Below are 12,529 nucleotides of genomic sequence, written 5' to 3' on the forward strand. Positions count from 1 at the left end.
CATGCGGACCGACATAATCGACATAACCTATTCCGGACCTGACGGCTGGCCGCTCTTTGCTGCGCTTGTAGATCCCTATCGCAGGCTGCCGACCGCCAACGTCGTTGTGCTCATGCATGGCGGCGGCCCTGATCACCAAAGTTTGATACCCTTGGCGCGCCAGCTGTGCGACCGGCATGCGGTACTGCTGCCCGATGTCCGTGGCTATGGCCGGTCCCTTTGCAGCGAGGAAGCGAAACACACCTGGGCGTCCTACGCAGCCGACGTGATCGCGCTTCTCGATCACCTGAAGGCAGATTCCGCCATTGTCGGCGGTGCGGGGCTCGGCGCCACGATCACTTTGCGAACCGCACTCGCCCATCGGGAGAGAGTGAGAGCGGCCATTTTGATCAGCGTTGAAGACATCGAAGACGACGAGGCCAAAGTAGCTGAAACGGCATTTATGAGAGAGTTCGCGGCGCGCGTCCGCGAGGAAGGGCTTTATGCGGCCTGGGCGCCAATACTGCCCAATTTGGCGCCAGTCATTCGCGAGATGGTTCACGACGCGATTCCGCGAAGCAATGCGGCCAGCATTGCGGCTGCCGCGGCAATAGGTGATGACCGCGCCTTCCGCGGCGTCAGCGAACTCGCAGCTATAGCAATGCCGACGCTGATCATTCCAGGAATGGACGAGAGGCATCCACAAGCGTTAGCGGAGCAGCTCGTTGACCTGCTGCCGCACGGCAAGCTGGCTGCGGCAGCAATGTCGGATGCGATCGTGACAGCCGAGGATTTCGCTCGATGCCTGGCGCCTGGCATCCGCGAATTCCTGAACGAGCTTCCTCCGCTGCCCACAGCATCAGCAGGCCCTGATTAACCGCCCAGCTTCACTCAAGGTAGCCGAGCTTTTGGCCGGCATGGGCAAGCCCAATAGTCATTTGGCGAGATGACTTGCGTCACAAATCGGTGGCATCAGGCACCAGTCGCCCCGATGCCGTAAATCGTTTCTTGCAGTCATATGACTTTGGAAGGAGCCTAACGGAAATTCACGTCGGAACGCTTGGAATCTGAATGGTTTCACCTGTATAGACGGGTGATGGATCTTATGCCTCGACTGAACTCGAACAGCGCCCAGCGGTCTGCCGACGGCGCTTCCCCGGATGCCCCACCGCGCTACGCAGCGATCAAGCAAAGCATCCATGATGCTATCCGCGAAGGCCGTTTGAAACCGGGAGACCGCGTGCCGTCGGAAGCCGATCTGGTCGGGCAATTCGACGTCTCGCGCATGACGGCGAACCGGGCGCTTCGCGAATTGCAATCGGCAGGTATCATCGTCCGCCGCGCGGGTAGTGGCTCGTTCATCGCCGAGCCAAAGCCGATCGGCCATATGATCGAGATCCGGAATATCGCCGAGGAAATTCGCGGACGCGGTCATGACTACCGGGCGAGAGTCATCCAGAATGTCGAGGAGAAGGCCAGCGCCGAAACCGCCGCGCTGCTGGAGGTGCCGGTGGGCACGAAAATCTTCCATTCGATCATCGTTCACCACGAGGCCGAGTTCCCGATCCAGCTCGAAGAGCGGTTCGTACTTGCGTCCGCCGCGCCGGATTATGGCACGCTAGATTTTACGCAGCTCACGCCCAACGAATATTTGACGCGCACCGCGCCGCTCGAGCGGGTCGAACACCGCGTCCGCGCGGAAATGCCCGACGCGCGCACGCGCGGCATGCTCGGTCTCAACGAGGGGGAACCGGTTCTGCGCATGACGCGGCGGACCTGGAGCAACGGTCGGCTGGTGTCGCACGCCTGGCTCTCCCATCCCGGCACGCGCTTCGAACTTTCCGCCGCCTTTTCGGTCGACGACTGACGCGTCAGGCCGTGCTGCGGGTAACGACGGGCTTGCGGCGACGGCGCAGCCAGCGAAAATCGGCGCGGCTGAAGCTTTTGAAGAGTAGATAGAAACCGGTCCCCGAAAGCCACAGCGCCCCGAAAGCGACGAAGATGATCAACGGGTGGTTGAAGCTCTTCCGGTTCACATAATCCATGTTGTGGAGCATCCAGAAGAAATCCCAGGTCCGCCAGGTATCGCCGCGCATCACGAGGAAGCGCGCCGTGTCGAGCGAGACATAGGCGCTGCTGTTCTCGGCGTCGGAAAAGTCGACGCGCCACATCGCACCTTCATGGTCGCGTGATTCCAGGTTTGGCTTGGCAATCACGCTCACCTTGCGGATTGGTGCCTCGTTCATCATCGTTGCGACTTCGCGGGCCATCCCCTCATCGACGCGGATATCCTCGCCGCTCGTAGCGTCGACCAGCCGCACGCCCTTGGCGGTGCGGAGTTCGTAGATCGGTCGGACGCCAAGATCGCGCAAAACCACCCCGGTGACGGGCTCACCGCGCGGCAAGCTGGCGATGTCGAAATACTCTCCGGCCGGCAAAGGGTGCGCATGCGACATCCCGCCGCCGTGTCCCCCGACCTTGTCCTTGTCGAGCAGCGCCATCACCGAGCCGCTGAGCGCCCAGAGCAGAAACTGGAGACCCAGGATCAGCCCCACCCATTTGTGGATGCGCCGGAAGAAGAGCGGCGTCAGTCGGATGCGTTTCATGCCTGCTTCCTCTTGCGGCGTTTGAAGGACCAGATCAGCAGCCACGCACCGGAAAGCGCCATCGCGAAGACGCTCCAGGTCGCGATGCGCAGCAACGGGTTGTTGACGTCGGTCCGCTCATCATAGTCCATGATGTGGAGCATCCACGCGAAATCGAAGACGCGCCACAATGCGTGGCGGCGCGAAATGAGCTCGCCGGTCGTCGGCGACAGGTAGAGCGTCGGGCGGTTCCAGCCTTCGAACTCGATCTGCCAATAGGGTGGCTTGCGCGCCTGCATTTCCTGAGGCGCCTCGGTCAAAAGTCGCACCGAGACGATCTCGCCGTCACCGGTGTAGATGCGCCGTGCCTGTTCGCGAACCTGGGACTCGGTCAGGGCAGGCAGCGGCGCACCCGAACGCGCGTCGAACAGGCGCGCGCCTTCAGGGGTCTCGGCGCGCCAGACCGGTTGGCCGAAAAAGCGCTGGAGACGGATTTCAGACACCCCCGGCGCGGCCGCGACGACCTTCGACGGCGCTGCGAGTCCGTCGAGGTCGAAGGGCTGGGCCACCGGGGAGCGCACCAGATGATCGCCGTGGATGGTGTCGATGTGAACGACCACCATGTAGAAGCCGGTCAACGTCCAGAGCAAAGCCTGGACGCCCACCACCAGCGCCAGCCATTTATGCGTTCGCCGGACGAGCAGCGGCCAACGGATCGCCATATCGATTACCCTCAGAACGCGGTGCGGAAGCCGACGTAGAAACGCCGTCCGAGCAGATCATAGGTCATCGTGTCGGTGTTCGCATCGGTGAAGCTCTGGATATAGGGGGCCTTGCGATCGAAGAGGTTGTCGACACCAAGCTGGAAGCGCGTCTTCTCGTCAATCTCATAGGCGACCTGAAGGTTGTGATAGAAGACATTCGGCGTGCTGTAGCCGATCTCTCCGGGAGCCGCATTAAAGTCGGTCGCCTTGCCGATCCACTGCGTCGACCAAGTCGCGCTGACACCATCTTTTTCAGCGGTCAGCACGCCATAGCCGCGCCATTTCGGATAGCCGCCATTGCCGCCGCCGATAAAGCCGTCGAAGTCGATCGGCGCGCCGCCGGGGAAAGGCAGGACCACATATTTGTTGAGATAGGTCACGTTGACGTCGAGCGAGACGTTCACGCTGCCGATGTCATTGTTGTAAACGAGACCCAGATCGAGGCCGTTCATTTCTTCGCGGCCCGTGTTGATCGGTTGCGCGGAGAGGAAGGTAACCTCGCCGGTCAACGGGCTGCGGGTAAAATCTTCGCAGAAGGGATGCGAAAGATTCTGGCTCGCATAACAAATGCTGAGCTTTGTCGAGCCCGGAATAGCACGGATCGCATCCTTGATCTTGATGTCGAACCAGTCGGCAGTGAGCGAGAGTCCCGGAACCAGTCCCTTCGGTGAAATCACCGTCCCGACGGTCCAGGTCGTCGAGCTTTCGGGTTTCAGATTCTCGTTGCCGCCGACCGTTGTCAGGATCGTTGTACCGAGCTGAACATAATTGGCCGGCACGCCCGACGCCTGACAATTGGCGATCAGTGTCGCATTGCCGCTGGTCGAATAGCGCGAGCAGGGGTCGGTGGTCGTCAGATTGCCCTCGGAGACGCCGCCGAACAATTCGGGGACGTTCGGAATGCGAAAGCCGGTGCCGTAGGTGCCGCGCAGGCGGAAGCTGTCATTGATGACCCAGTCGACGCTCCCCTTGTAGTTCCAGTCGCTGCCGAACAGGTCGTAGTTCGAGTAGCGAACCGCGCCGTCGAGGGTAAGCGACTGGAAGAAGGGTGTGTCGGCCAGAACGGGCACCGACAGTTCGAGATAGGCTTCCTTCGCCGTGCTCGTTCCGGAGATCGGATCCTGCTGGTTGGTGTTCGCGATACCGAGCACCGTCAGCGGATCGGGATCGCGCCAACCCTTTTCCTTGCGATAGACGACACCCGCCGCGAAGGAGACGGGGCCTGCGGGCAGCTTGAAGAGATCGCCGTTGATATCGGCGGTGACCGTCGCAAGCTCGTTGCCGCCGCGGTCGCGCGACGTGAACAGGATATAGTCGAGAACCTCCGGGGTCAGGTCGCCGAACCCGAGATAGTCGGCGCAGGGGATCGTGGCACCGGCAGCAAGACTGCACTTGGTCGTATCGAGGGAATTCGCCACTCGCTCGAGATTGGCGATGTTGGTCGAACCATCGACCGCGGTGTTGCGGCCGAAGGCGCCCGCGATTTCCCATCCCCAATCGTTCGAGAGCTTGCCGCGGAGGCCAAACGTACCCTGCCAGGTATCGGTTTCCTGGAAGAATTGGCGCGGGCCGGGCTCGGCGAGGCGGCGCTGGATGAGGACGATATTCTGCCCCGTCGGATTGGTGGGATTGCTCGCCGCGATCGAGAGGTTGCGCAGCGTTCCGGGCGTCGCGATCTGATTCGACTTGCGGAAGGTGTAAAGGAATTCGCCGAACGCCTCGATATTGTCAGTGATGTCATAGTCGGCGAAAAACGCCGTGCTCACGCGCTCGACCGGGCTCACCGCGTTGAGGAACGGGTTCGAGTTGAAGTTGTGCTTGGCAGCGCTGTACGGCTCGAAGAAGTTGCCGTTACCGCCCAGCACCTGATTGAAGTTGATCTGCTGGCCGTTCGGCAGCACCGCGCGGCCGCCGATCGTCGAGGCGCTGTTCACGCAGCTCAGCATGCCGGGCGTGGTTTCGGCAAGCGAGCAAGGCGCGCGCGTTGCCATATTGACCGCGCTCGTCTTCTGATAGGTGACCGCCGCCATGAAACCGCCGCGATCGTTGCGGACGCCCCACAGGAGGTCGGCGGTGAAGTCCGAGCCATCGCCCTTTTCGGTGATGCCTTGGCGCACGCTGAGGCCGAGGCCTTCATAGTCAGTGCGGGTCACGAGGTTGACCACGCCCGCCATCGCGTCGGCGCCATAGATCGCCGAGGCGCCGTCCTTGAGCACATCGGTGCGCGCGAGCGCCGCGACCGGGATCATGTTAAGATCGGGCGAGGAGTTCGCCCCGGTGCCGCCCGCGACGAGGCGGCGGCCGTTGAGCAGGACGAGGGTGCGCTTGATGCCGAGACCGCGCAGGTTCACCTGCGCCGTGCCATATCCATTGTTCGCCCAATAGGCCGACGTCTGGTTGCCCGCGAAACCGGCGTTGGCCGGCAAGCGCTGCAGCACCGTCTCGATATTGACGACGCCGGTGTTCTCGATCTGCTCGGCCGACACGACGGTCGCGGGGCCGACGCCCGCGAGATCCTGGCGACGAATGCGCGAGCCGGTCACGACGATGTCCGATGCGTTCGGAGCATCCTCGGCGGCGGGTGACTGCGTCGCGGCACCGCTCTGCGCGAGCGCGGGTGTTGCAAAAGTGGCGACCGCTGCGGCGCTGGCGAGCAAAATTGTCCTGGTCATCATAGCGAAACCCCCTGATGGTTGGCTGATTCCCCTCAGAGAGCATCAAATGTATATACAGGTCAATAAGAATTTATTGAATCATATCAATTAGTTATGAAGGAAATTCCGGGCGCACGATACCTATTAGATACGCACGCCAAAGCTCTACCCCTCATCAATTTTGAAATTTTTTTTCCGGCCTGAGCCTTTTCGCGCAAGGAGCCGGCTGGCCCCTCCCTCGGCTTACTTATGAAATGACATGATTAAGTGGGTCGGCACAGCTTGGGGGCGACCGACTTGAGCCGCTCAATGCGAAAGTATCTGTTCGAGAAAGGTCCGTGCACGCTCGCTTTTCGGCGCGGCGAAAAAATCGGCCGGCCTTGCGTCTTCGATGATCTGGCCCTGATCCATGAAAAGAATGCGATCGGCCGCCTCGCGCGCGAATCCCATTTCGTGCGTCACGCACACCATCGTCCGTCCTTCGCCGGCAAGGGCCGTCATCACATCGAGTACCTCTTTGATCATCTCGGGATCGAGCGCCGATGTCGGCTCGTCGAAGAGAAGAATCCTGGGTTCCATCGCCAGAGCGCGAGCTATTGCGGCCCGCTGTTGCTGCCCTCCCGAGAGCTGCCCCGGATATTTGCCCGCCTGGTCGCCAATCCTCACCTTGTCCAAATAGGATATGGCGCGCGCCTCCGCCTCCGGAAGAGACAGGCCGCCGAGCAGGACGGGTGCGAGGGTGCAATTCTCGAGCACAGTCTTGTGCGGAAACAGATTGAACTGCTGAAAGACCATGCCGACGGCGCGGAGCGCCGCAACTGCCTCCCGCGACGCGTCGGTAATCTTGGCCCCCTCGATCAGGACGGCGCCGGAGTCGGGCACCTCGAGCCTGTTCATGCAGCGAATGAGCGTCGACTTGCCGGAGCCCGAAGGCCCGCAAATCACGATCCGCTCGCGCGGGGCGATTTCGAGGTCGATCGAGCGGAGCGCATGATAGGCGCCATAATATTTGTCGACCTGCCGCAAGCTGACGGCCGCGTGGCCCGAGGCGTCGGTCATGACGCCTGCCCCCGGCCGCGTAGCGCTCGTACCCGCGCGAAGGCTGCGGCGAGGTCGGCGATCAGATCCTGCGGCGCTTCGAGTCCGGCGTGAATGCGGATCAGCGCCCCATCTGCCTCGCCATTCGGAAAATCGCGGATCGGAGCGGGCCACGCCGGAACCGCGAGACTTTCGAAGCCGCCCCAGCTCGAACCCAGCTGGAATAACGAGAATTCGTTGAAAAAGGCGCTAGTTTCGGGCGGGGTAAGACCGTCGAGCTGAACACCGAACAATCCGGACGCACCGGTGAAATCCCGCTTCCAGATCGCATGGCCGGGGTCGGCGGGATGAGCCGGATAGCGGACCGCAACCACTTCGGGTTGCTGGGCGAACCATTCGATCAGCGTCGTTGCGGTGCGCTGGTGGCGTTCAAGGCGCGCATCGAGCGTCCTGATGCCCCGGTGGACCAGATAGCAATTGTCGGGACTCGCGCAGTTGCCCCAGCGCGCCGCCGCGTCCTTGAGCTGGCGGTAGACGGCATCACTGGCGGCCGTCATCGTGCCGAGCAGACAGTCGGAGTGCCCCGAGAGATATTTGGTTGCCGAAGCAAGCGAGATGTCGACCCCGTGGGCCAAGGGCTTGAAGAAAAGCGGCGTCGCCCAGGTGTTGTCGAGAGCGGTCAATATGCCCCGGCTGCGTGCAACGGCCGTGATCGCGGGGACGTCGATCATATCGAATGTCTGCGAGCCCGGGGTCTCCATATAGATGAGCCGGGTGTTGCTGCGGCACAGCCCGGCAATCTCCGCTCCGATATCGGGCCGGAAATATTCCACCTCGACCCCGAAACGCGCGAGAACGTCGGTCAGAAACTTGCGGGTCGGCCCATAGACGCAATCCGCAACGAGCAGATGATCGCCCCCGGCCACGAAAGCCGTGAGGGCCAGCGCGATCGCGCTGGTTCCGGACGAGGTGATGACGGTGTTGCAGCCGCCTTCAAGTTCGCTGACAGCCTCGGCGAGCGCAAAGGTCGTTCGCGTTCCGTACAGGCCATAGATGACCTCATCGTAGAGACCCTGGTGCCGGTCCATATAGGCCTCGACGCTGTCGTAGATAATGGTCGAGGCTCGATCGACGGGCGGATTGATGAGGCCCCGCTGATCGCGCGGGCGGGGACCGCCGTGCACGGCACGCGTCGGATCCTGCCAAGCGTGCCCTTTCGGGCTCGCCGGCTCCTCGAGCCATTTTCCGTCATGATTATCCTGCATAGTCTAGTTTCCGTTCGATCTTCATGCTGAGCCGGGACAGGGAGAAACAGAGGAGGAAGAAGATTGTCCCGGTGAAAAGATAGGCTTCGGCGAAATAGGGTCGCCATTGCGCCTCGACGTAGGAGAGGCGGGTCGTCTGCAACAAATCGAAGACGCCGACGATGAGGACGAGCGTCGTGTTCTTCACCTCGCTAATCGAAGTGTTGACCAGTCCGGGTACGCTGACTTTCAGCGCCTGCGGCAACAGGATATGGCGCCGCGCCTGCCATTTGGTGAGGCCGAGAGCGTGCGCGGCCTCGGCCTGCCCGACGGGAACCGCCAGCAGGCCGCCCCGGATGACCTCGGCCATATAGGCGGCAGTGAAGAATATGAGCGCGAGCTGGACGCGCGGCAGGCTGTCGATCGAGAGATAAGAGGGCACGAACAGCGGAAACAGGACCGCAGCGAGGAAGAGCACCCCGATCAGCGGCGTTCCGCGAACCAGCTCGATGAAGACGACGCTCGGCCAGCGAATGCCGCGCCGCGTCGACCTGCGGCCGAACGCGAGGAGTATGGCCAGCGGAAACGCGCCGACAACCGCGAGGCTCGCGAGCAGCAATGTGACCGGCAGGCCGCTCCACTTCTCCATCGGGACATAGGAAAGGCCCGCGAATCCTCCTCGTAGCAGAAGTACCGCCACCGCGATCGCGCCGAGCCAGGCTAGGCCGAGGCGGCTACGCCAAAATCGCGGGACGAAGGAGAACGCGAGGCAGGAAAGCAGCGCCGCCGCCGCCGCTGCGGACCGCCACTGCTCGGCTTCGGGATAGGTTCCGAACAATATAAGCCGCGCATTTTCGCGGAGGAATGGCCAGCAGGCACCGCTGGCCAAACGGCAATCGGCCGCGCCCCCGGCGAATGTCGCCTCAAACAGCAGCCACGAGAGTCCCTTGCCGACGAAAGCCGCGGTCATGGCGAGGATCGCGATGGTCAGTATCGACTGGCGTCCTCCTCTGAACAGATTGCGCCGCATCCACGACGGCCAGGCCGCCGCCGAGCGTAGCGGAAAGGGTTCGAGGGGCGCCGACTGGATGCTGCGGCCGGGCTGCCCGGCAACGGTCCAGCCCAACCGGCGGGCATAGCGGCCGGTAACGAACGCCAAGGACAGCGAGAGCAGGAGAAACGTCGCGACGATCAGACCGACGCCTTCGATCGCCTGACCTGTCTGGCTGATGACGGTATCGACCACCGAGACAAATTCGGGATATCCGATCGCGACGCCCAGGGAGCTGTTCTTGATCGTGTTGAGATGCCAGCTCGTCATCGGCGGTATGGCAATGCGCAGCGCTTGCGGGATCACGATCCGTCCCATCGTTTGCGCGGGCGACAGGCCGAGCGCTTTGGCGGCCTCGCTCTGCCCTGCTGGAACGGCGAGGATCGCGCCGCGGAATATCTCGGCCAGATAGGCCGAGGCATAGACCGAAAGGCTGGTGACCAGAGTCAGAAACTCCGTTGAGAAGGACAGTCCGCCGACGGTTCCGAAGCGCCCCGCCCGCGGCAGATCGATCCCGCCCCACAGCAAGAGCGGCACCAGGGAGATGCCGGCGAAGGCCAGCGCAGTGCGCGTGCGAACGGCTCCTCGCCGCACGGCACCCAGCAGGATCGCACAGGCGACGATCGCGATGAGCAAGACCGGCCGTCCCGGATCGGCCAAGGAGAGCGCGGGGAGGTGCAATCCCCGATTATCGAGGTCGAACGGTCCGACGGCGCCCGGGCCGGGTCCGGGCAGACCGAACAGCAGCGCGGCGTACCAGACGAACATCTGGAGCAGCAGGGGAATATTGCGAACCAGCTCGATATAAAGGCCGGAGAGCCTCGCAAGCAGCCAGTTGGACGACAGGCGCGCCATGCAGACCGCGAGGCCGAGCAAGGTCGAGAAGATGATGCCGAGCGCCGATATCAGGAGCGTGTTGAGAAGACCCACCGCCAGCGCCGCGGCATAGGAATCGCCAGGCGCGTAAGCAATCAGCGTTTCGCCAATCGCGAAGCCCGCCCGGTCGAACAGGAAACCGAACCCCGTCCGGATGTTTCGGTCCGCTAGATTGTCCGCCAATGTCGCAAACAGGCCGTAGGCGACCACAAGCCCGCCCGCGATCAGCAGCCAGGGCAACGCAGCGATGGCAAGCCGCCTGTGTTTATGGTTCATCGCATCGGCAACGGGTAGATCAGCCCGCCGTCCCGATAGAGCTTATTCTGTCCGCGTTCGACGCCGAGCGGCGTAATGTGCCGGTCGAAGATTTCGCCATAATTGCCGGTCGCCTCGATTGCCCGGTACGCCCAGTCATCGTCGAGGCCGAGCGACTTGCCGAATCCGGGCAAGCCGCCGAGCATCTTGCGCACTTCAGGGTCGCGCGAGGCCATACGCATGCGCGCGGCATTCGCGCGGGTGACCCCCATTTCCTCGGCAGCGAAGAGCGCGTTCAGCACCCATTTGTTGATCTCATACCATTGCTCGTCGTCGCTGCGCACGACTGGGCCGACCGGTTCTTTGGTGAGCCGCTCGGGCAGCACCACATAATCGTCGGGATGTGCGGTGTCGGCCAGGCGGATCACCGTCAGCGTGAAGGCATCGGTGGTCATTGCGTCGCACCGCCCGGCAAAGAAGGCGAGCTTGGCTTCCTCGGGATTCTCGAACACGACCGACAGGAAACGCAGCCCCTTGCGCTCGAAATATTCGGCGGTGTTGAGTTCGGAGGTCGTCCCCTTGGTGATGCAGATCGATGCGCCATCGAGATCCGTCGGAAGCCGCACGCCCGATCGCCGGGGCACCAAGAAGCTCTGCCCGTCATAATACATGGTGCCGACGAAATTCACCCCGAGGTCGGTGTCGCGCGTCAGCGTCCATGTGGTCGTCCGCGACAGGACGTCGGCCTCGCCCGTCTGCACGATCGTGAAGCGCTTGTTCGAGGCGACCGGCATGAACCGGACCTTGCGGGCATCGCCGAGGACCGCAGCGGCGAGCGCCCGGCAGTAATCGACGAAGAAGCCCTGCCAGCGTCCGCGCTTGTCGAGATAGGACATGCCGAGCTGCCCCGTATGAATTGCGCAATTGAGCGTTCCGCGCGCGCGAATCCGCGCAAGCGTCGACCCCTTCGCCGCGGCGATTTCATGCCCACCGGTGCCGGCGGGCTCGCGGCCGCAGCCGCCGAGTAACAGGGCGCCTGCGGCGAGCAGCGCCGGTAACCAGCGGCGCGATGCGTGCGACCTATTCATAAACGAGGCTTTCAATGCTAGCGCCATAAGAAATAGCTATAGGGAGCGATGTCCGATGAACCTGCGTCACCTCGAAGCCTTCAGGGCCGTGATGCTCTCGGGATCGGTCACCCAGGCCGCGCAGTCGCTCAACCTGTCGCAACCCGCGGTGAGCAAGATGCTTGCCGAGCTCGAGCATCAGCTGGGCTTTCAGCTCTTCCTGCGTTCGCGCGGCAGCGCGCTCACCGTGACGCCCGAAGCCGACGCCTTTTTCTACGAAGTCGAGCGGAGCTTCTCCGGTATTGCGGCCCTGAAGCGGGTAGCGGAAGACATCCGCAACATGGCGACCGGCACGCTCCGGATCGCCGCCCTCCCGGCGCTCGCGGTCAGTTTCCTGCCGCGCGTGATCGCGGCCTTTCGCGAGACACATCCCGGCGTCACCGTTCAGCTCCAGACCCGCAGCTCCTCGACGGTGCGGCAATGGATGGCGAACCAGCAGTTCGACATCGGGCTCGCGACGCCGGCGCGCGAATTGCCCGGCATAAGGATGGAGCGCTTCCTGCGCTGCCCCGGCGCCTGCGTTCTCCCTGCCGGCCACCGCTTGGCCGTCAAGGACGTCATCCGGCCGGCCGATCTCGAGGGCGAGCCCTTCATTTCGCTCGCGCTCGAGGACGGCGTGCGTCACCGCATCGACCGCATTTTCGAGGACGCGGGCGTCCACCGCGAGATGGTCATCGAAACCCAATATGCGATGACCATCTGCGCGCTTGTCATGCAGGGGGTCGGATGTTCGATTCTCAACCCCGTGACCGCAGCGGATTATGCCGAGCGGGGCCTTACGGTCCGTGATTTCGCGCCGGAGGTCCATTTTGAATATATGCTCTTCACGCCGAAGTTGAGGCCGATGTCCCAAGTCGCTGCGGCCTTTATCGCGGTGCTCGAATCCCACCGCGACGCGATGTTCGGCTCCGACGCCAGCTGAAGACACAAGACGCCGCACGGCCCTCACGGCCACC

At 62.9% G+C, this 12,529-nt stretch carries 10 protein-coding genes; 3 read left to right on the plus strand and 7 right to left on the minus strand.

The window, feature by feature from the left end; all coding sequences use genetic code 11:
* Position 1 precedes the first annotated feature (1 nt).
* Positions 2 to 856, plus strand: coding sequence for an alpha/beta fold hydrolase (locus J2X38_RS17805; protein WP_083720930.1), 855 nt, complete (start codon positions 2 to 4; stop codon positions 854 to 856).
* Between the two features lie 183 nt (positions 857 to 1,039).
* Positions 1,040 to 1,846, plus strand: a complete 807-nt coding sequence (gene hutC, locus J2X38_RS17810) for a histidine utilization repressor (protein ID WP_294047960.1) — start codon at positions 1,040 to 1,042, stop codon at positions 1,844 to 1,846.
* Positions 1,847 to 1,850: 4 nt separating this feature from the next.
* Here hutC and J2X38_RS17815 read toward each other — a convergent pair whose 3' ends face one another.
* The 7 genes from J2X38_RS17815 to J2X38_RS17845 form a co-directional block, all read right to left on the minus strand.
* On the minus strand, positions 1,851 to 2,585 hold the full coding sequence (locus tag J2X38_RS17815) for a PepSY domain-containing protein (protein WP_077031240.1): 735 nt from the start codon (positions 2,583 to 2,585) through the stop codon (positions 1,851 to 1,853).
* On the minus strand, positions 2,582 to 3,286 hold the full coding sequence (locus J2X38_RS17820) for a PepSY domain-containing protein (RefSeq protein WP_077031241.1): 705 nt from the start codon (positions 3,284 to 3,286) through the stop codon (positions 2,582 to 2,584). The genes J2X38_RS17815 and J2X38_RS17820 overlap by 4 nt, the downstream gene beginning before the upstream one ends.
* Positions 3,287 to 3,297: 11 nt before the next feature.
* Positions 3,298 to 6,003, minus strand: coding sequence for a TonB-dependent receptor domain-containing protein (locus J2X38_RS17825; protein ID WP_077031242.1), 2,706 nt, complete (start codon positions 6,001 to 6,003; stop codon positions 3,298 to 3,300).
* A gap of 285 nt (positions 6,004 to 6,288) precedes the next feature.
* Positions 6,289 to 7,041 (minus strand): amino acid ABC transporter ATP-binding protein, encoded by a 753-nt coding sequence (locus J2X38_RS17830; RefSeq protein WP_011542694.1) that lies wholly within the window; start codon positions 7,039 to 7,041, stop codon positions 6,289 to 6,291.
* Entirely contained in the window at positions 7,038 to 8,285 is a 1,248-nt protein-coding gene (metC, locus tag J2X38_RS17835; protein ID WP_062767673.1) for a cystathionine beta-lyase, read from the minus strand. The genes J2X38_RS17830 and metC overlap by 4 nt, the downstream gene beginning before the upstream one ends.
* Positions 8,275 to 10,467 carry an ABC transporter permease subunit gene (locus tag J2X38_RS17840; protein WP_077031243.1) on the minus strand — a complete coding sequence of 731 codons (2,193 nt, stop codon included), beginning with the start codon at positions 10,465 to 10,467 and terminating at the stop codon, positions 8,275 to 8,277. Before J2X38_RS17840 ends, metC begins: the two co-directional genes overlap by 11 nt.
* Entirely contained in the window at positions 10,464 to 11,534 is a 1,071-nt protein-coding gene (locus tag J2X38_RS17845; RefSeq protein WP_120694176.1) for an amino acid ABC transporter substrate-binding protein, read from the minus strand. The genes J2X38_RS17840 and J2X38_RS17845 overlap by 4 nt, the downstream gene beginning before the upstream one ends.
* 55 nt (positions 11,535 to 11,589) lie before the next feature.
* Here J2X38_RS17845 and J2X38_RS17850 point away from each other — a divergent pair, with 55 nt between their 5' ends.
* A complete protein-coding gene (locus J2X38_RS17850; RefSeq protein WP_003046376.1) occupies positions 11,590 to 12,495 on the plus strand; it encodes a LysR substrate-binding domain-containing protein in 906 nt (301 codons plus the stop codon).
* The last annotated feature ends 34 nt before the right edge of the window (positions 12,496 to 12,529 follow it).

Source organism: Sphingopyxis sp. BE235 (assembly GCF_031457175.1).
Lineage (GTDB): Bacteria > Pseudomonadota > Alphaproteobacteria > Sphingomonadales > Sphingomonadaceae > Sphingopyxis.